This is a genomic window from Kutzneria kofuensis (genome assembly GCF_014203355.1).
GTDB lineage: Bacteria > Actinomycetota > Actinomycetes > Mycobacteriales > Pseudonocardiaceae > Kutzneria > Kutzneria kofuensis.
On the sequence record NZ_JACHIR010000001.1, the window covers coordinates 4,596,877 to 4,614,080 of the forward strand.

20 protein-coding genes are annotated in these 17,204 nt (G+C 71.8%); 14 read left to right on the top strand and 6 right to left on the bottom strand.

The window, feature by feature from the left end; translation table 11 throughout:
- Nucleotides 1-88 precede the first annotated feature (88 nt).
- Nucleotides 89-772, top strand: a complete 684-nt coding sequence (locus tag BJ998_RS21270) for a TioE family transcriptional regulator (RefSeq protein ID WP_184868835.1) — start codon at nucleotides 89-91, stop codon at nucleotides 770-772.
- Nucleotides 773-774: 2 nt separating this feature from the next.
- Here BJ998_RS21270 and BJ998_RS21275 read toward each other — a convergent pair whose 3' ends face one another.
- Both BJ998_RS21275 and BJ998_RS21280 read right to left on the bottom strand, forming a co-directional pair.
- Nucleotides 775-1,914, bottom strand: coding sequence for an RNA polymerase sigma factor (locus BJ998_RS21275; RefSeq protein ID WP_184864202.1), 1,140 nt, complete (start codon nucleotides 1,912-1,914; stop codon nucleotides 775-777).
- A complete protein-coding gene (locus tag BJ998_RS21280) occupies nucleotides 1,911-2,315 on the bottom strand; it encodes a YciI family protein (protein WP_184864203.1) in 405 nt (134 codons plus the stop codon). The genes BJ998_RS21275 and BJ998_RS21280 overlap by 4 nt, the downstream gene beginning before the upstream one ends.
- A gap of 112 nt (nucleotides 2,316-2,427) precedes the next feature.
- Between BJ998_RS21280 and proC the strand changes: the two genes are divergently transcribed.
- The 6 genes from proC (at nucleotide 2,428) to BJ998_RS21310 (ending at nucleotide 6,775) form a co-directional block, all read left to right on the top strand.
- Nucleotides 2,428-3,237, top strand: a complete 810-nt coding sequence (proC, locus tag BJ998_RS21285; RefSeq protein ID WP_184864205.1) for a pyrroline-5-carboxylate reductase — start codon at nucleotides 2,428-2,430, stop codon at nucleotides 3,235-3,237.
- A 239-nt stretch (nucleotides 3,238-3,476) separates the two neighbouring features.
- A complete protein-coding gene (locus BJ998_RS21290; RefSeq protein WP_184864206.1) occupies nucleotides 3,477-3,695 on the top strand; it encodes a helix-turn-helix domain-containing protein in 219 nt (72 codons plus the stop codon).
- A gap of 180 nt (nucleotides 3,696-3,875) precedes the next feature.
- Nucleotides 3,876-3,977 carry a 30S ribosomal protein bS22 gene (locus tag BJ998_RS21295; RefSeq protein WP_015105422.1) on the top strand — a complete coding sequence of 34 codons (102 nt, stop codon included), beginning with the start codon at nucleotides 3,876-3,878 and terminating at the stop codon, nucleotides 3,975-3,977.
- Between the two features lie 212 nt (nucleotides 3,978-4,189).
- Nucleotides 4,190-5,233, top strand: coding sequence for an NAD-dependent epimerase/dehydratase family protein (locus BJ998_RS21300; protein ID WP_184864207.1), 1,044 nt, complete (start codon nucleotides 4,190-4,192; stop codon nucleotides 5,231-5,233).
- Nucleotides 5,234-5,250: 17 nt separating this feature from the next.
- Nucleotides 5,251-6,228 carry a lysophospholipid acyltransferase family protein gene (locus tag BJ998_RS21305; protein ID WP_184864208.1) on the top strand — a complete coding sequence of 326 codons (978 nt, stop codon included), beginning with the start codon at nucleotides 5,251-5,253 and terminating at the stop codon, nucleotides 6,226-6,228.
- 58 nt (nucleotides 6,229-6,286) lie between these two features.
- Nucleotides 6,287-6,775, top strand: a complete 489-nt coding sequence (locus tag BJ998_RS21310; protein ID WP_184864209.1) for a dirigent protein — start codon at nucleotides 6,287-6,289, stop codon at nucleotides 6,773-6,775.
- Between the two features lie 4 nt (nucleotides 6,776-6,779).
- Here BJ998_RS21310 and BJ998_RS21315 read toward each other — a convergent pair whose 3' ends face one another.
- Nucleotides 6,780-7,739: an NAD(P)/FAD-dependent oxidoreductase gene (locus BJ998_RS21315; RefSeq protein WP_312890260.1), complete on the bottom strand. Its 960-nt coding sequence runs from the start codon at nucleotides 7,737-7,739 to the stop codon at nucleotides 6,780-6,782.
- A 72-nt stretch (nucleotides 7,740-7,811) separates the two neighbouring features.
- Here BJ998_RS21315 and BJ998_RS21320 point away from each other — a divergent pair, with 72 nt between their 5' ends.
- Nucleotides 7,812-8,273 (top strand): YbjQ family protein, encoded by a 462-nt coding sequence (locus tag BJ998_RS21320; protein WP_184864210.1) that lies wholly within the window; start codon nucleotides 7,812-7,814, stop codon nucleotides 8,271-8,273.
- 72 nt (nucleotides 8,274-8,345) lie between these two features.
- On the opposite strand, the gene BJ998_RS21325 is transcribed toward BJ998_RS21320, so the two are convergent.
- The 3 genes from BJ998_RS21325 to BJ998_RS21335 all read right to left on the bottom strand — a co-directional run bounded on the left by BJ998_RS21325 (nucleotide 8,346) and on the right by BJ998_RS21335 (nucleotide 11,021).
- Entirely contained in the window at nucleotides 8,346-9,200 is an 855-nt protein-coding gene (locus BJ998_RS21325) for an HAD family hydrolase (RefSeq protein ID WP_184868837.1), read from the bottom strand.
- A 101-nt stretch (nucleotides 9,201-9,301) separates the two neighbouring features.
- Entirely contained in the window at nucleotides 9,302-10,318 is a 1,017-nt protein-coding gene (locus BJ998_RS21330) for a DUF5667 domain-containing protein (RefSeq protein WP_184864211.1), read from the bottom strand.
- Between the two features lie 100 nt (nucleotides 10,319-10,418).
- A complete protein-coding gene (locus BJ998_RS21335) occupies nucleotides 10,419-11,021 on the bottom strand; it encodes a sigma-70 family RNA polymerase sigma factor (protein ID WP_184864213.1) in 603 nt (200 codons plus the stop codon).
- Between the two features lie 167 nt (nucleotides 11,022-11,188).
- Here BJ998_RS21335 and BJ998_RS21340 point away from each other — a divergent pair, with 167 nt between their 5' ends.
- From BJ998_RS21340 to BJ998_RS21365, 6 genes are all read left to right on the top strand, one after another.
- Nucleotides 11,189-12,673, top strand: a complete 1,485-nt coding sequence (locus tag BJ998_RS21340) for an AMP-binding protein (protein ID WP_184864216.1) — start codon at nucleotides 11,189-11,191, stop codon at nucleotides 12,671-12,673.
- 35 nt (nucleotides 12,674-12,708) lie between these two features.
- Nucleotides 12,709-12,927: a glutaredoxin family protein gene (locus tag BJ998_RS21345; RefSeq protein ID WP_184868838.1), complete on the top strand. Its 219-nt coding sequence runs from the start codon at nucleotides 12,709-12,711 to the stop codon at nucleotides 12,925-12,927.
- Nucleotides 12,927-13,394 carry a hypothetical protein gene (locus tag BJ998_RS21350; protein ID WP_184864218.1) on the top strand — a complete coding sequence of 156 codons (468 nt, stop codon included), beginning with the start codon at nucleotides 12,927-12,929 and terminating at the stop codon, nucleotides 13,392-13,394. Before BJ998_RS21345 ends, BJ998_RS21350 begins: the two co-directional genes overlap by 1 nt.
- Before the next feature lie 57 nt (nucleotides 13,395-13,451).
- On the top strand, nucleotides 13,452-14,663 hold the full coding sequence (locus BJ998_RS48650; RefSeq protein ID WP_184864220.1) for a cytochrome P450 family protein: 1,212 nt from the start codon (nucleotides 13,452-13,454) through the stop codon (nucleotides 14,661-14,663).
- Between the two features lie 124 nt (nucleotides 14,664-14,787).
- The gene (locus tag BJ998_RS21360; RefSeq protein WP_184868839.1) at nucleotides 14,788-16,305 is read left to right on the top strand and encodes a molybdopterin-dependent oxidoreductase; all 1,518 of its coding nucleotides are present in this window, start codon (nucleotides 14,788-14,790) and stop codon (nucleotides 16,303-16,305) included.
- Nucleotides 16,306-16,455: 150 nt separating this feature from the next.
- A complete protein-coding gene (locus BJ998_RS21365; protein ID WP_376776005.1) occupies nucleotides 16,456-17,178 on the top strand; it encodes a redox-sensing transcriptional repressor Rex in 723 nt (240 codons plus the stop codon).
- Nucleotides 17,179-17,204: the final 26 nt, after the last annotated feature.

The following is a 17,204-nucleotide window of genomic DNA, read 5'->3' on the forward strand; positions in this document are numbered from 1 at the left end:
CCCTCAACCGTATCGTTGAAGAATCGAGTGAAGTTCGCTCGACGCCGACCTGCGTTCGATAGCTTGAAACCTCAAACGGAGGTGCAAGCTGCGACCCATCGACCTGGCCCGGGAGCACGGGCTGTCCGCGCAGGCGATCCGCAACTACGACGACGCCGGCGTCCTCCCGCCGGCCGAGCGCAGCGACATCGGCCACCGGCGCTACACGCCCCTGCACGCCCAGGCCCTGCGCGCCTTCCTCGCGCTGCGCGGCGGCCACGGGCACCAGCAGGCACTGGAGATCATGCGCGCGGTCAACCGGGGCGACACCGAGTCCGCCTACCGGCTCATCGACGCCGCGCACGTCGCGCTGCAGGCCGAACGCGACACCCGCGCCGAGGTCGCCGCGGCACTGGACAGCCTGTCCAGCGCTCCCGCCCCGGTCCGCGGGCGTCCGCTGACCGTGGGCGAGCTGGCGCGCCGGCTCGGCGTGCACCCGGCGACGCTGCGGACCTGGGAGGCCGAGGGCATCCTGCACCCCGACCGCGACCGGGCAACGGGCTACCGCGAATACGGACCGGACTGCGTGCGCGACGCCGAGATCGCCCGGCAGCTGCGCCGCGGTGGCTACCCGCTGCATCAGGTCGCGCGGTTCGTCGAGTCGCTGCGCGAGGCGGGTGGGGCCGACGCGCTGAGCACCTTCCTCGACTCCTGGCGGGATCGCCTGGCCGCGCGCAGCCGGAACCTGCTCGCCGGCGCGGCCCAGCTCGACGCCTACCTCGTCCTGCTCTGAGCTCAGAGCAGTTGCCGCACCCGGGCGGCCTCCCTCGTGAGGTGGTCGCGCTCGGGCACGCTGGTGGCGGCGCGGGAAGCCTCGGCGTACAGGTCGGCGGCCCGTTCCAGGTCGCCGGCGCGTTCGTGCAGGTACGCGGTCGCGGCGGCGTAGCGCGGCAGGCGCGGGTCGAGGTCGGCCAGGGCCTTGAGTCCGGCCTGCGGCCCGTCGGCCTCGCCGATGGCCACCGCCCGGTTCAGCCGCACCACCGGGCTGTCGGTGATGGCCAGCAGCTCGTCGTACCACTCGACGATCTGCACCCAGTCGGTCTCGGCCGTGCTCCGGGCGTCGGCGTGCAGGGCGGCGATCGCGGCCTGCGCCTGGTACTCGCCGAGCCGGTCGCGGGCCAGCGCGGCCTGGAGGACGGTCACGCCCTCAGCGATCAGACCCGTGTCCCAGAGCGACCGGTCCTGCTCGGCCAGCGGGACCAGCCGACCACCCGGGCCGGTGCGGGACGCACGGCGCGCGTGGTGCAGCAGCATGAGCGCGAGCAGGCCGGCGACCTCGGGTTCGTCGGTCAGGGCGGCGAGCTGCCGGGTCAGGCGGATCGCCTCGGCCGCCAGGTCGACGTCGCCGCCGTAGCCCTCGTTGAACACGAGATAGAGCACCCGCAGCACGGTCCCCAGGTCGCCGGGCTGGTCCAGCCGCTGCCCGGCGATCTTCCGCTTGGCCCGGCTGATCCGTTGGGCCATCGTCGCCTCGGGAACCAGGTAGGCGTCCGCGATCTGACGGGTGGTCAGGCCACCCACCGCCCGTAGCGTCAGGGCGACGGCCGCGGCCGGCGGCAGGGTCGGGTTGGCGCACAGGAAGAACAGCCGCAGCGTGTCGTCCGTGGCCGGCACCGGGCCGGCCGGGGGCTCCACCTCCACCGCGAGCTCCCGGCCCCGCCGCGACGACTCGGCCCGGACGGCGTCGAGGAACTTGCGCCACGACGCCGCCACCAGCCAGGCCTTCGGGTCTCGCGGCGGATCCGCCGGCCAGGCCTCCAGGGCCCGGATCAGCGCCTCCTGCACCGCGTCCTCGGCCGACGCGAAGTCCGCTCCGCGCCGGACGAGGACACCGATCACCGCGGGCACCAGCTCCCGCAGCAGGGATTCGTTCACTCCGTCACCGTAGGCGTCTCGCTCATCAGCGGACGGACCTCCAGCCACTCGTGGATCGGCGTCCCGCCCTTGCCCGGCGCCGCCGACAGCTCGCCGGCCAGCTCCACCGCCCGCTCCCAGGAGTCCACGTCGATGATCATCCAGCCCGCGATCAGGTCCTTCGTCTCCGCGAACGGCCCGTCCGTCACCGCCGGCTTGCCCTCGCCGCCGTACTGCACCCACGCCCCGTCCGGCGCCAGCGCCCGCTCGTCCACGAACTCCCCGGTCTTCCTCAGCTTGTCCGCGAAGTCCCGCATGTACTGGATGTGCGCGTCCACCTCGGCCGGCGTCCACCTGTCCATCGGCTCGAAGCCCACCGGCTCCGGGGCGCCGCGGTAGTGCTTGAGCAGCAGGTACTTCATGGTCGTTCTCCTTCGTTCGGTCCGTCTCGTGCCCCTGGGACGGAGCCGTCGCCCCATTCTCGACAACCGGGGCAGAAATTTTTCGGTGGCGGCGGCTGGCACGCTGTTCGGCATGACGACGATCGCGGTGCTGGGGGCAGGCAAGATCGGTGAGGCGCTGCTGTCCGGGCTGCTCGACGCCGGCTGGGGGGCGGGCGACCTGCTGTTCACGGAGCGCTACGAGCAGCGCTGCCGGGAGCTGACGGAGCGCTACGGCGTGCGGGCGGTCACGGTCGCGGAGGCGGCCGGCGAGGCCGAGGTGCTGGTGGTGGCGGTCAAGCCGCAGGACATCGACCCGCTGCTGACCGAGCTGAACCCGCTGCTCAAGCCGGGCACCCTGGTCGTGTCGCTGTGCGCGGGCCTGCCGACCGCGCTGTACGAGCGCGAGCTGCCCGAGGGCACGCCGGTCGTCCGGGTGATGCCGAACACGCCGATGCTGGTCGGCCAGGCCATGAGCGCGATCTCGGCCGGCGCGCACGCCACCCAGGAGCACATGGACCTGGTGGAGAAGCTGCTCGGCAGCGTGGGCAAGGTGCTGCGGGTGCCGGAGGCGCAGCAGGACGCCGTGACGGCGCTGTCCGGTTCCGGGCCGGCGTACTTCTTCTTCCTGGTCGAGGCCATGATCGACGCCGGCATCCTGCTCGGCCTGCCGCGGGCGACGGCGGCGCAGCTGATCATCCAGTCGGCGGTCGGCGCGGCGACGATGCTGGCGGATTCCGGGGAGCACCCGGTGACGCTGCGTGAGGCCGTGACGTCGCCGGCCGGCACCACGATCATGGCGATCCGCGAGCTGGAGAAGCACGGCGTGCGGGCCGCGCTGCTGGCGGCGATCGAGGCGGCGCGAGACCGGTCCGCCGAGCTCGGCCGGGCCCACGACGCCTGACCGGCCGTATTCACGAGCGCCCGGTCCGATCGGTGAGCGACGCCGTCCGTGTGCCGAATGGTCGAACCGCGCGGGTGGGGTGGTGCGTACGGGTGGATCCCGACACCACTGGGCGCACAGCGCGGCTCGGACGTCGCAGCAGCCCCATGCGTCCCGCTACGCTCGGGTGAGCACGTGCGTGTCGATACCGCCGGTGGGGAAGCCGACGGCGCGACACGTGTTTAAGGACGCGGTGACACATGCCGGCGCAGCAGAAGGAGACAACGCATCCCGGGCTCGCACAGGTCCAGTTCCTCACCATCGCCGAGGTGGCGAAGGTGATGCGGGTCTCGAAGATGACCGTGTACCGCCTGGTGCACTCGGGCGAACTGCCTGCCGTGAGGGTGGGCAAGTCGTTCCGGGTGACCGAAACCGCGGTGCAGGACTACCTGGAGAACGCCTACTACGACGCGGGATGAGACAGCCGATCGAGCGCCCGGCTGGTACCTGTGCCAGCCGGGCTCGGCCCTGCGGGTAAAGTGATAGGTCGTTCGTGCTCGGTGCCATGGCCGCGACCCGCGGCGGCAGGGGCTCGGCAGCCCTTCTCGCAGCACTAGGGCACCACCAACGACCACACCGTCGACAGCGAAGGATCCCGCATGGGCTCGGTCATCAAGAAGCGCCGCAAGCGCATGTCGAAGAAGAAGCACCGCAAGCTGCTTCGCAAGACCAGGGTGCAGCGACGCAAGCGCGGCAAGTGAGGCGCTCGGCCTGAAGCCCGTCGGCACCCGCCCGGTCGTCACGCGATCGCGCGGGTGCCGTCCTTCGTTACGGCTGCGCCGTCAGATCCCGCCGATCGGGTGAGGTCGGGCAAATACCCGCGTGACCTGCGTCAATGCGACGTACCTGGCCCCTGTTCTGGGCCGTCACGACGAGTAGCATCGCTCGGGTCGCCGCCTATGCAGGGAGTCGCATGGCGCCCAATGTCGTCCTCGTCACCGGAGTGAGCCGCTTCCTCGGCGGCCATCTCGCCGCGCGCCTGGCCGCCGACCCGTCGATCGAGCGGATCCTCGGCGTGGACACCGTGCCGCCGCCGCGCGACCTGCTCCGGCGGATGGGCCGGGCGGAGTTCGTCCGTGCCGACATCCGCAACCCGCTTATCACCAAGGTCATCGCCAGCGCCCGGGTGGACACCGTGGTGCACGCCTCCGTCACCGCCAACCCGGCCGGACCCACCGGCCGCACGGCGATGAAGGAGATGAACGTCATCGGCACCATGCAGCTGCTGGCGGCCTGCCAGCGGTCGGCCGTGGTCCGCCGGCTCGTGGTCAAGTCCACCAGTGCCGTGTACGGCGCCAGCTCGCGCGACCCGGCGATGTTCACCGAGGACATGGCGCCCAAGGAACTGCCGTCCAGCGGCTACGCCAAGGACGCCGTCGAGGTCGAGGGCTACGTCCGCGGCTTCGCCCGGCGCCGGCCCGACGTCGCGGTGACCACCCTGCGCTTCACCAACTTCATCGGTCCGCGCATCGACACCGTGCTGACCAGGTACTTCGCCCTGCCGGTTGTGCCCACGGTGCTCGGCTACGACGCCCGGATGCAGTTACTGCACTCCGAGGACGCGCTGGCCGTGATGGAGCGGGCCACGCTGCACGACCTGCCCGGCGTGTTCAACGTCGGCGGCGACGGCGTGCTGATGCTCTCCCAGGCCATCCGCCGGGCCGGCCGGATCGCGCTGCCGGTGCCGAGCATGGCCGTGCCCACCGTCGGCCGACTGGTGCGCAGCGCCCGGCTGGTCGACTTCTCGCCGGACCAGATGCGGTTCCTGAACTTCGGCCGTGTCGTGGACACCACGCTGCTGCAGCGTGACTTCGGCTTCACGCCGCGGTGGACCACCACGCAGGCGTTCGACGACTACGTCAGCGGGCGGGCCCTGCGCCCGGCGATCGACGCTGAGACATTGGCGGCGGCGGAGCGGGGCATCCTCGACTTCGCCGCCCGTATTCCGATCAGGTGAGTGAGGAGGTGGAACCCATGCCCGACGCGCGCGTGATCCCGTTGCACGGCGCCGACCGACCGGCGCCCCGGACGGCGCCGCCGTCGCGACCCCGGATGGAGCAGGTGCCGCCACCCGCGGACTCCGCCGGCCAGCCGGCCGCCGACGCCACCCCCGAGTGGGAGCGCCGACTGGCCGACACGCTGGCGTTCCTGCGTCGGCGGATCACCGGCGACTACCAGGTCGACGAGTTCGGCTTCGACCGGGAGCTGACCGACAACGTGATGATGCCGCTGCTGCGGCCGCTGTACGAGAAGTGGTTCCGGGTGGAGACGATCGGCCTGCACAACGTGCCGGCCGACAGTGGGGCGCTGCTGGTCGCCAACCATTCCGGCACGCTGCCGATGGACTCGGTGATGACGGCCGTGGCCGTGCACGAGCACCATCCGGCCAACCGGCACCTGCGCATGCTCGGCGCGGACCTGGTGTTCCGGCTGCCGATGATCAGCTCCATCGCCCGCAAGACCGGGCAGACCCTGGCCTGTAACCCCGACGCGGAGCGGCTGCTGCGCGGCGGCGAGCTGGTCGGCGTGTGGCCGGAGGGCTTCAAGGGCGTCGGCAAGCCGTACAAGGACCGGTACAAGTTGCAGCGGTTCGGCCGCGGCGGCTTCGTGTCCGCGGCGCTGCGCACCCGGACGCCGATCATCCCGGTGTCCATCGTCGGCGCCGAGGAGATCTATCCCAAGATCGGCGAGATCAAGCTGCTCGCCCGGCTGTTCGGGCTGCCGTACTTCCCGGTCACGCCGACCTGGCCGCTGCTCGGGCCGCTGGGCGCGGTCCCGCTGCCGTCCAAGTGGTACATCGAGTTCGGCGAGCCGATCCGGACCGACCAGTACGAGCCCGGGGCCGCCGAGGACCCGATGCTGGTGTTCAACCTGACCGACCAGGTGCGGGAGACCATCCAGCAGACGCTGTACCGACTGCTCACCCAGCGTCGCAACGTCTGGCTCGGCTGACTTCACTCGAACGTGGCGCTGACCTGCGCCGACGGGTCGCGGTGCTTACCGTGGTCGGATGGCGCTGTGGTCGCGGAGATCCGCATTGCTCGCGGCGCCGGCGATGGCCGCCGGAGGGTTGGTCGTCGCCGGCGCGTGCCCCGCGTCGGCGGCGACGGCCGACGCGCTGACCTTCGTCGCGTCGCGGGCCACCAGCTCGCCGCTGGACAAGCCCGTCGTCGGCACCACCTTCGGCTCGCTGCTCACCCTGTTCGACTCGAACTCCGCCGCCGCCGGTGACGGCTCGATGATCGGCACCGTGGTCAACGTGACCGTGGACAGCCCGCCGAAGCTCATCGTGCAGATGAAGCTGGTGCTGCGGTTGACCGCCGGCGCCAAGGGCGAGCTGCACCTCAGCTCCATGCACGCCATGGTCGTGCCGTCGCCCGTGCAGAATCCGATGGCGATCGTCGGCGGGACCGGAAAGTACGCGAATGCGCGGGGCGAGGGCACCATCACCTACCCCACGCCCGACCGCATCAACATCACGCTGAACGTGGCGAACTGAGGAATCAGATCAGGCCCCTGGCCAGGTCCGCGGCTTCGCGGCCGGACCCCCAGGACAGGGTGACGCCGAGGCCGCCGTGGCCGTAGCAGTGGACGATGGGACGGCCGGCGATCTCGCGGGCTTCGAGGCGGATGGGGGTGCGCCCGGGGCGTAGGCCGACGCGGTGTTCGAGGATGGGCGCGCCGGCCAGCAGGGGTTCGACGGAGGCGCAGCGGTCGAGGATGCCCTCGGCGATGCCGGGATCGGGGTCGAGGCGCCAGTCGCCGACGGTGGACACGCCGCCGAGCACGACCTGGTCGCCGTGCGGGAAGTAGTGCACGAACTCGGCCTCGGTGCTGATCTCGACGAAGAACTCCTCGATCCCGGGATTGGCCACGACGACGAGCTGGCCGCGGACGGCGCGGACAGTCAGGTCCGGCACGAGGCGGCGGGCGCCGACGCCGCTGCAGTTGACCAGCACGGGGGCCTCGTCGACGGTCTCGCTGAGGCGGGAGACGGTGCGGATGTCCAGCCGGCCACCGGCGGCGGTCAGGCGGCCGGTGAGGTAACCGAGGTAGCGGGGCATGTCGATCAGCGGCACGCGGCCCCACTGCCCGGTGGCGAAGCCGGCCGGCAACTCGTCGGGGCCGCAGTTGACCAGGCCGGGGACCATGGTGACCTGCGGCGGCAGGTTGTCCAGGGGGATCGCGGCGCGACTGGCCATCCGGCCCCGGGTGAGCCGGACGCCGGTGGCGGGATCGCGGGCCAGCTCGGTGAACTCGTCGAGGCTGACGCGGCTCCAGCGCAGGGCCTGTTCGGCCGGTTCGGCGAAGGCAGGGCCCCACATGGCGCCGGCCATCGCGGAGGTGGTCTGCCGCGGCAGGTCGGTGCTCACCACCCGGGTCCGCACGCCGGCCTCCGCCAGACATACCGCGGTGGTCAGGCCGATCACGCCGGCCCCGATGACGAGCACGTCGTCACTCACCCTCGTCACGGTAGGGCATCGGGCACCGAATACCGAGTCCGAAAGGGACAGTGGCGGCTACGATTCGCGGACATGTCCCAGCCAAGCGCACCCCCGCAGTTCCCCATCCTGATCTCGACCATGAACGACGTGCCCGGCTGCCGCGTCACGCACGTGTTCGGCGAGGTCTTCGGCCTCACCGTGCGCAGCCGCGCGATCGGCGTGAACTTCATGGCCGGCATCAAGTCCCTGGGCGGCGGCGAGGTGACCCAGTACACCCAGATGCTCACCGACTCCCGCAACGAGGCGGTCGGCCGGCTCTGCCAGATGGCGATGGGCTACGGCGCGAACGCCGTGCTGGCCATGCGCTTCGACTGCAACGAGATCGCGCAGACGATGAGCGAGGTCGCGGCGTACGGCACGGCCGTCTACATCGTGCCGAACGACCAGCCGGCGCAGCAGCACGCGGCCCAGGCGCACCAGCCGCCGGCCCCACAGCAACAGCAGTACCAGCAGGCCCCGCAGCAGCCGCAGATGCAGCAGCCGCAGCGCTGACCCGAAGCTTGGAACGGACCATTCCTCAACTCCGAGTTGAGGAATGGTCCGTTCCGAACACTCGGGCCTTGACTAGGAGGAGCGGCGGCGGTAGGCGATGCCGGCGGCTACGGCGCCGGCCAGGGCGCCGGCGCCGAGGACGGTGGGGACGCCGATGCGGGCGGCCTTGCGGCCGGTGCGGAAGTCGCGGATCTCCCAGCCGCGGCGGCGGGCCAGCTCCCGCAGGGCGGGGTCGGGGTTGACGGCGACGGCGGTGCCGGCGGTGGAGAGCATCGGCACGTCGTTGATCGAATCCGAGTACGCGGTGCAGCGGCGCAGGTCGAGACCCTCACGGGCGGCCAGCGCCCGGACGGCGTGGGCCTTGGCCTTGCCGTGCAGCAGATCACCGACGAGCCGGCCGGTGTAGACGCCGTCCCTGGACTCGGCGACGGTGCCGAGCGCCCCGGTGAGCCCGAGCCGCCGCGCGATGATGGACGCCAGCTCGACGGGGGTGGCGGTGACGAGCCAGACCCGCTGCCCGGCGTCCTGGTGCATCTGGGCCAGGGCCCGGGTGCCGGACCAGATCTTGGCGGCCATCAGCTCGTCGTAGATCTCCTCGCCGAGGTCGACTAGCTCCTGCACGCTGCGCCCGGCGACGAAGCCGAGCGCCTGCTCACGGCTGGCCCGGACGCTGTCGGGGTTCTCCTTGCCGCCGAGCCGGAACCGCAGCTGCCGCCAGGCGAAGCTGGCCAGGTCGGCGGTGGTGAAGTACTTCCGGCTGGCCAGGCCGCGGGCGAAGTGGAAGATCGACGCGCCCATCATCATCGTGTTGTCGACGTCGAAGAACGCGGCGGCGGTCAGGTCCGGCGGCACCGCGAGCGCGGCCTCCAGGTCGGCGGCGGCCGCCACCGCCGCGTCGGCCGACGCCTCGCCAGCCAGCTCGGCCATCCGGTCGAGTTCCGCGTGCTCCGCCCCGTCACGCCAGCGTGGCACCGCCGCGCCTCCCGATCCACCGCTCCTGCCGGTTCCTCATCGTGCAAGGGTAGCGATCAACCACCGAGCACAATGCTCGGCAGTCCGGGCAGCAGCGGCGGCAGGGTGCCCACCGGCAGCGGCAGCGGCACGGTGACGCCGGTGGGCTTGCCGCTGGTCGTGGTGGGTGGCGGTCCCTTGGACCCGGTCGTCACGGGCGGCGCGACGGTGGGGGTGGTGAAGGTGACCGTCGGCGTCGTGGTCTGGGTGGTCGGCGCGCTGCCGCCGCCGGGTCCGTTGGTGAGCACGGACGCGCCGGGCTGGGACGTCGGCGTCGGGGCGTTGCTCCCGCTCTGCGACGCCGGTGGGCGCGTGGTGCAGGTCCCCGTGGCGGGAATCGCGCCGACGTCGTCGGTGGCGCCGGTGGTGATCGTGTAGCAGTTCAGCCGTGCGATCAGGGCGTCGGCCCGCTCGGTGATGGCGGTCAGCAGGTCGGCGCTGGTGTCGGCGCGCTCGGGCAGCGACGGCCGCAGCGTCTTGAGCCGCTGCGACTGCGACTTGGCCCAGTCGCGCAGGTAGGTCAGGCCGGAGCCGTCGCCGTTGGTGCTGAGCACGGTGAGCAGCCGTGAGCCGGCGGCGGCGTCGGTGTCGAAGTCGGTGAGCGCGGTCAGGTACGAGCCGATGGGCGTGCCACCGCGGGCGGCCATGCCCTCCATCTCGTCGATACGGGCGGAGGCGAACTCGAGGTGCTTGCGGGCCTTGGCGGCGTCGTCGAAGGCCAGGCCGAAGGACGCCGACTCGGCGGAGCGCTTGATCGCGTACAGCGGGTCGCCGGGCAGCGCGTCGCGGCTGAGCAGCAGGCTCATCGCGCCGAGGCTGAGGATCAGGCACAGCGCGGCGGCCAGCGCCACCATCAGCCGGCCGGGCGCGGTGGACCGGCCGGCTAAGTCCCGGACCGGCGCCGGCGGGGCGTCGAACTCCATGGCCTTGAACTCGGCGAGCACCCGCAGCCGCATGCGCTCCCGCTCCCGCGGGGTCGGCGCCAACGCGTCGGCCGAGCGCCGCAGCAGATCCGCGACGCGTTCGTGCTCCATCCGGGTCTCCACCTCACCACCTGTTCGTTCCCAATCCAGGAAACGACGGCGGCACTGCATCGGTTACGCGTAGAAGCATTGCGTCAGCACTTGAGCACAGCTAGCGCAGTTCGGCCGGCAGCAGTTGGGCCAGCCGGCGTACGGCGCGATGCTGCAAAGCCTTGATCGCGCCCTCGTTCCGGCCCATCTGCTCCGCCGTCTCGGCCACCGACAGGCCCTGCAGGAAGCGCAACACGATGCACTCCCGCTGGTCGTCGTTGAGCTCGCTCACGCAGCGCAACAGCTCGTTCGTGGTCGCCTCGTCCAGCACTGCCTGCTCGGGACCGGCCGTGACCTGGCGATTGTCGTCCAACTCGGCGGTGGTGACCTCCAGCCGGTACCGGCTCGACTTCACGTGGTCGAGCACGAGGTTGCGGGCGATGGTGACGAACCAGGCCCCGACGTCACGACCCTGGTAACTGACCGTGGTGATGCGGCGCAGGGCGCGCAGGAACGTCTCGGAGGTGACGTCCTCGGCCAGCGTGCGGTCGCCGACGCGGAACAGGACGTAGCGGAAGACCTGGTCCACGTACCGGTCGTAGAGCAGGCCGAACGCCGCCACGTCGCCGCTCTGCGCCTGGTCGACGAGCTGCCACGCCTCGGCGTGCTCGTCGGCGGTCGGGGGCGGGCCACTGGGCTGTTCGGAGCGGGCAGGGCTGCTCATAGGTCCAGCAGCACCTCCCTTGGTCGGCGTAGCGGCAGCATACGTGTTGTTACTTGCAAGTAGGTAGCGCTCACGGGCGGACCCTGGTGAGACGTCGGGACCAGGTCCTGCGTTACGCCGTAGCAGCGTGACAAAATCCTGCGATCGGCTCTATGGGGAGGTCGCGCATGACCGGTGTCAGCAACGTGGCGGATCTGGTCCGGACCGCCGCGGTCCGGGGAGCGGATCACCCCGCGTTCATCGACGCGACCACCGGGGACGTGCTGACCTGGGCCGAGGTGGACGCGGCGACCGACGTGGAGGCCCGCCGCCTGCGCGACGCCGGCCTGCAGCCCGGTGACCGGGTCGCGGTGCGGCTGCCCACGTCCATGGAGTTCGCGGTGTCCGTGTTCGGCGCGCTGCGTGCCGGCGGTGTCGTCGTGCCGGTCAGCACCGGCGGCCCCGTCCGTGAGCTGACCCGCGTGCTGGACGACAGCGGCGCGTCGCTGCTCGTCGGTGACGGTGACGGCGTCTCGACCAAGGCGCTGCCCGCGCCGGTGCTGCGGGTCGACGGTGGCCTCACCGGCGAGTCGGTGCGCGGCGGCGAGGACGTGGCGGTGCTCGCGTACACGTCGGGTACCTCCGGTGTGCCGCGCGGGGCGATGCTGTCGCACCGCGCATTGCTGGCGAACGTGGCGCAGTGCGCGGCGCTGCGCCCGGCGCCGGTGACCGCCGCCGACCGCGTGCTGCTCGCCTTGCCGCTGTTCCACTCCTACGGGCTTGGACCAGGACTGTTCCAGGTCGCGGCCGCCGGCGCGACCGCTGTTCTGCTGCAACGTTTCGACGCGGAGGCAGCAGTTGACGCCATCGAGCAGCACCGGGTGACGACGTTGGTCGGCGTGCCCCCGATGTACCAGGCGCTGTTGCACGTGGACGCCGCGCGGCTGCGCGACGCGCTGGTGACGGTGCGCCTGCTCACCTCGGGCGCCGCGCCGCTGAGCCCGTCGCTGTTGGAGGCGGTGCAGAAGGCCACGAGCCTGCCGGTGTTCGAGGGCTACGGCCTCACCGAGACGGCCCCGGTGCTCACCTCCACGCTCGTCGGCGGCCAGGTGAAGCCGGGCTCGGTCGGCCGTCCGCTGCCGGGCATCGAGCTGCGGCTGGTGGACACCGACGGGCAGCCGTTCGCCGACGACGAGGAGTTCGTGCTGCCGGACGACGACGCCGGCCTGGTGTCGGTGCGCGGCGAGAACCTGTTCAGCGGCTACTGGCCGGACGGCGAGCACGGCCCGGACGCCGAGGGCTGGTTCCGCACCGGCGACGTGGGCTACCTGGACGACGACGGCGACCTGCACCTGGTCGACCGCGCAGGCGACCTGATCATCGTGAACGGCTTCAACGTGTACCCGCACGAGGTGGAGCAGGTCATCACCGAGCTGCCGCAGGTCGCGGAGGCGGCCGTGGTGGGCGTGCCGAGCGACACGACCGGCGAGGCGGTGAAGGCCGTGCTGGTGCTGGGCCAGGGCGCGGAGCTCACGCAGGACGCCGTGGTGGAGCACTGCGCGGAGCGGCTGGCCAAGTTCAAGGTGCCGGTGAGCGTGGAGTTCGCCGACGTGCTGCCGCACTCGCCGACGGGCAAGCTGGTGCGCAGCCGGCTGCGCCTGCCGCAGGCGTGACTAGGGTGGGCCCCGTGAGCCACACCGTGACCGTGATGACGAGGGTCGGCTGCGAGCACTGCGTGCAGGCCGAGGCCGACGTCCGGCGCATCTGCGACGAGCTGGGCGTGCCGTGGTCGGCCTCGGACGTGGACACCGATCCGGAGCTGCGCGCGGAGTACGGCGACCGGGTGCCGGTGATCCTGGTCGACGGCCGCGAGCACGGCTACTGGAAGGTCGAGGAACCCCGCCTGCGGGCGGCGCTGGGGCGCTGATGCGGGAGCGAGTGCTCAGGCGCCGGTGCCGGCGGCTGCTGCGGGACCTGGACGTGCGGCCGCCGCTGGACGTGCGCGACCTGTGCGACCGGCTGGCGGTCCGTCGCGGCAAGCCGATCCGGCTGGTGCCGTATCCGATCGAGATCCCCGGGCCGTTCGGGCTGTGGTTCGCCACCGACAGCGCGGACTTCATCGTCTACCAGCAGGAAACCACCAAGCCGCACCAGAACCACATCATCCTGCACGAGCTCGGGCACATGATCGCCGATCATCCCAGCGACGACGAGTCGACCGCGTTCGTGCAGCGCCGCACCTGCTACGACTCCGAGCACGAGCGGGAGGCGGAGCTGATCGCCACGATCATCCTGGAGTGGGCGAGCGTGCTGGACACCGTGCACGGCGGCCGGCAGGAGCCGGCGGTCGACCGGCTCGGTGACTCGCTGTCGCATCACCACGGCTGGGTCTGACTGCCTTTTTGTGCAATTGGCAAGCATTGCAACGCCGTTCAGTGCTTCCGTAGAGGCATGACCCGCGAGATGTTCACCGAGCACTACTTCGCGCACGTGCACGAGTTCATGGCCACCGCCCGCGCCGAGGAGCCGGTGTTCCTGACCACGTCGGTGAGCGGCGTGCCGACCTGGGTGGTGACGCGCTACGACGACGTGCGCGCGCTGCTCACCGACGACCGGCTGAGCAAGGACTCGGAGCGGCTGACGGAGCTGCTGCGGGCGAAGATGATCGAGGCCGGCCGGGAGCCGCAGCTGCACGCCGGGTTCGGCAAGAGCATGCTGAATGCCGACCCGCCCGACCACACCCGGCTGCGGCTGTTGCTGGCCAAGGACTTCACCGCCCGGCGGGTGGCCCGGTTGCGCCCGTTCACCGAGCAGCTGACCGACAACCTGCTGGCCGCGCTGGCCACCGAGGACGGGCCGGTGGACGTGGTCGACGGCTTCGCCGTCGCGCTGCCGGCGATGGTGATCAGCGAGCTGCTGGGCGTGCCGGCCGCGGACCGGCACGAGTTCCAGGCCTGGACGGGTGCGCTGCTGACCGGCGACCCCGCCGAGTACATGCCGGCCAACGACGCGGTCGTCGCCTACCTGAACAGGCTGATCGCGGCGAAGACGGCCGAGCCGGGCGACGACCTGCTGTCGGCGATGACCAAGGCGGAGGAGGGCGACCGGCTCTCGCCGGACGAGGTGCTCGCGATGGCGTTGCTGCTGCTGATCGCCGGGCACGAGACGACGGCCAACCTGATCAGCGCCGGCATCCGGCGGCTGCTCACCGAGCCGGAACTGGCCGAGAAGCTGCTGGCCGACCCGGCGGCGGTGGTCGAGGAGCTGCTGCGCATCGACTCCCCGGTGATGCTGGCGACCTCGCGGTTCACCACCTCCGACGTCGAGGTCGGCGGCGTGACCATCCCGGCCGGTGAGCTCGTGGCGCTGTCGGTGGGGTCGGCCAACCGCGACGAGGAGCGCTTCCCGAACAGCGCCGAGTTCGACCTGGAGCGGGGCGCACGCGGGCACGTCGGGTTCGGGCACGGCCTGCACCACTGCCTCGGCGCACCGTTGGCCCGCCTGGAGGCCGAGGTCGCGCTGACGGCGTTCGCGCGCCAGTTCCCGGACGCGCGGTTGGCGGTGCCGGCCGAGGAGCTGCCGCACCGCCGGGCGACGATCATGAACGGTTATTCGGAAATGCCGCTTGTGCTGGGCGCACGGGCGGTCGTCACGAATTCGTAAGGCCGCATCGCTTGAACCTTCGGCCGCCGCGGCACGAACTTGTGGTGTGGGTGCACCAACGACTACCGACACGCCCGGGTCCGCGCCGCAGGCGGCGCAGGCGAGGATCCCGGCCGGCGTCGCGATGCTGGTCGGCCTGCTCGGCGTCGCCGCCGCGCTGGCCGCCGGCCACCTCGTCGCGGCGTTCATCGACCCGAACGCGTCGCCGTTCCTGGCCGTCGGCAACGCGGCGATCGACCTGACGCCGCCGGCGCTCAAGGAGTTCGCCGTCGCCGCGTTCGGCACCGCCGACAAGCTGGTGCTGCTCACCGGCATGGCGGTGTTCCTACTGCTGGTCGCGTGCGCCGCCGGCGCGCTGTCGCGGCGCAGCCCGATCCCGGGCACGGTGCTGGCGGTGGTGCTCGGCGGCGCGGCGGTCGCCGCCGTGTACAGCCGCTCCGACCTCGGCCAGCTGGCGAGCCTCGCACCGCTCGCCAGCCTGGTCGCCGGGGTGATGACCTTCCGGCGCCTGCACGCGGCCGCCCTGCGCGCCCAGGAGGCCGGCAACGGCCCCCGCGGCGCCGGATCTCGGGGCCTCGAGCGGCGCGCGTTCCTGCGCGGCTCGGTGGGAGTCGCGGCCGGGGCCGGCATCGCCGGTCTGGCCGGCCAGCTGATCGGCACGCGCGTGGACGTCGAGGGCTCCCGCGCGGCGGTGACGCGGCGGCTGGCCAAGTACCGGGACCCCACCACGGTCCCCGGCGCGGACTTCGCCCAGGACGGCACGCCGACGTACCTGACGAAGAACGAAAATTTCTACCGGATCGACACGGCCCTGTCGGTGCCCCGGCTGCGCGCCGAGGACTGGTCGCTGCGCATCCACGGCATGGTCGACCGGGAACTCACGCTGACCTTCGACGACGTGATGGACATGGACCTGATCACCCGGACCGTCACCATGACCTGCGTGTCCGACGAGGTCGGCGGCCCGTACATCTCCACCGCGCAGTTCACCGGCGTCCTGCTGCGCGACCTGCTGGCCAAGGTCGGCGTGCATCCCGGCGCCGACCAGGTCTTCTCCACCAGCACGGACGGCTACACCGCCGGCAGCCCGATCGAGGCGATCACCGACCCGGGCCGCAACGCGATGCTCGCCGTCGGCATGAACGGCGAGGCCCTGCCGCCCGAGCACGGCTTCCCGGCCCGGCTGGTGGTGCCCGGCCTGTACGGCTACGTGTCGGCCACGAAGTGGGTCACCGACATCGAGCTGACGACGTTCGCCGCCAAGACCCAGTACTGGGTGCCGCGCGGCTACTCGGAGAAGGCGCCGATCAAGACGGAGTCCCGGATCGACAGCCCGCGGGGGCGGTCCTCGGTGCCGGCCGGCAAGGTCGTCGTCGCCGGCATCGCCTGGGCGCAGACCAAGGGCATCGCCAAGGTCGAGCTGCAGATGGACGGCGGTCCGTGGCAGGAGGCCGACCTCGCCGCGCAGCCGACGAAGGAGGCCTGGCGGATGTGGCGGCGCAGCTACGACCTGCGGCCCGGCACCCACACCGTGGTGGTGCGGGCCACCGACGCGACCGGCTACACGCAGACCGTGGACGTGGCCGACGCGGTGCCGGACGGGGCCACCGGCCTGCACTCCGTCGTGTTCACCACGGCCTGAGCGGGGGCGTGTCGCCCGAACGGGCGAGGGCGTTCCGCACGCCGAGCTGTCGACTTTGTGCACACGTTCACAAGCGCTACGGTTGACCCCATCACACCAATCGAGGGAGCAACCAGCGTGGGTGCACGGCGGGGTGAGGACGTCGAGATCGTGACTGCCCCCGGCCGGCTTCCCGGTGGCGACGAGCCGGCGGTGCGCGAACGCGCCCGGGCCATTCCCGAGGCCGCCGTCGCCCGCCTCGCGGTCTACCTGCGGGTGCTGTCGGGCCTGGCCGAGCAGGACGTGACGACCATCTCCAGCGAGGAGCTGTCGGCCGCGGCCGGGGTGAACTCGGCCAAGCTGCGCAAGGACCTGTCCTACATCGGCTCGTACGGCACGCGGGGCGTCGGGTACGAGGTCGAGGTCCTCGTCGACCAGATCGAACGCATCCTCGGGCTGACCCGTAAACACTCAGTTTGTGTAGTCGGCATCGGTAATCTTGGTCACGCCCTGGCCAACTACGCGGGCTTCCCGGGCCGGGGTTTCCCGGTCTCCGCGCTGTTCGACGTGGACGAGGACCTGATCGGCGTGCCGGTCGGCGGGATCCTGGTCAGCCACGTCGACGACATCCCCCGGGTGTGCGCCGAGCGGGAGGTCTCGATCGGGGTCATCGCCACGCCGCCACCCGCCGCGCAGGGGGTCTGCGACCGTTTGGTATCCGCGGGCGTGCAATGCATCCTGAACTTCGCACCCGTCGTGCTCCAGGTTCCCGACCACGTCGAGGTGCGCAAGGTCGACTTGGCGGTGGAGATGCAGATCCTGTCGTTCCACGTGGCACGGCGCGCGGACGAGGCGGCGAACGCGGACGAGAGCGGAATGGTGGTGCCCGGGTGAACTCGAAGGCCGGGTCGACCGTTCTA

What these genes read in the sequence shown, in the direction of transcription:
- BJ998_RS21300 (WP_184864207.1), top strand. Translation starts at nt 4,190, where the DNA reads ATGGCGCCCAATGTCGTCCTCGTCACCGGAGTGAGCCGCTTCCTCGGC.
- BJ998_RS21305 (WP_184864208.1), top strand. Translation starts at nt 5,251, where the DNA reads ATGCCCGACGCGCGCGTGATCCCGTTGCACGGCGCCGACCGACCGGCG.
- proC (WP_184864205.1), top strand. Translation starts at nt 2,428, where the DNA reads ATGACGACGATCGCGGTGCTGGGGGCAGGCAAGATCGGTGAGGCGCTG.
- BJ998_RS21350 (WP_184864218.1), top strand. Translation starts at nt 12,927, where the DNA reads ATGCGGGAGCGAGTGCTCAGGCGCCGGTGCCGGCGGCTGCTGCGGGAC.
- BJ998_RS21325 (WP_184868837.1), bottom strand. Translation starts at nt 9,200, where the DNA reads ATGGCCGAGCTGGCTGGCGAGGCGTCGGCCGACGCGGCGGTGGCGGCC.
- BJ998_RS21290 (WP_184864206.1), top strand. Translation starts at nt 3,477, where the DNA reads ATGCCGGCGCAGCAGAAGGAGACAACGCATCCCGGGCTCGCACAGGTC.
- BJ998_RS21345 (WP_184868838.1), top strand. Translation starts at nt 12,709, where the DNA reads ATGACGAGGGTCGGCTGCGAGCACTGCGTGCAGGCCGAGGCCGACGTC.
- BJ998_RS21360 (WP_184868839.1), top strand. Translation starts at nt 14,788, where the DNA reads ATGCTGGTCGGCCTGCTCGGCGTCGCCGCCGCGCTGGCCGCCGGCCAC.
- BJ998_RS21340 (WP_184864216.1), top strand. Translation starts at nt 11,189, where the DNA reads ATGACCGGTGTCAGCAACGTGGCGGATCTGGTCCGGACCGCCGCGGTC.
- BJ998_RS21295 (WP_015105422.1), top strand. Translation starts at nt 3,876, where the DNA reads ATGGGCTCGGTCATCAAGAAGCGCCGCAAGCGCATGTCGAAGAAGAAG.
- BJ998_RS48650 (WP_184864220.1), top strand. Translation starts at nt 13,452, where the DNA reads ATGACCCGCGAGATGTTCACCGAGCACTACTTCGCGCACGTGCACGAG.
- BJ998_RS21320 (WP_184864210.1), top strand. Translation starts at nt 7,812, where the DNA reads ATGTCCCAGCCAAGCGCACCCCCGCAGTTCCCCATCCTGATCTCGACC.
- BJ998_RS21335 (WP_184864213.1), bottom strand. Translation starts at nt 11,021, where the DNA reads ATGAGCAGCCCTGCCCGCTCCGAACAGCCCAGTGGCCCGCCCCCGACC.
- BJ998_RS21310 (WP_184864209.1), top strand. Translation starts at nt 6,287, where the DNA reads ATGGCGCTGTGGTCGCGGAGATCCGCATTGCTCGCGGCGCCGGCGATG.
- BJ998_RS21330 (WP_184864211.1), bottom strand. Translation starts at nt 10,318, where the DNA reads ATGGAGCACGAACGCGTCGCGGATCTGCTGCGGCGCTCGGCCGACGCG.
- BJ998_RS21280 (WP_184864203.1), bottom strand. Translation starts at nt 2,315, where the DNA reads ATGAAGTACCTGCTGCTCAAGCACTACCGCGGCGCCCCGGAGCCGGTG.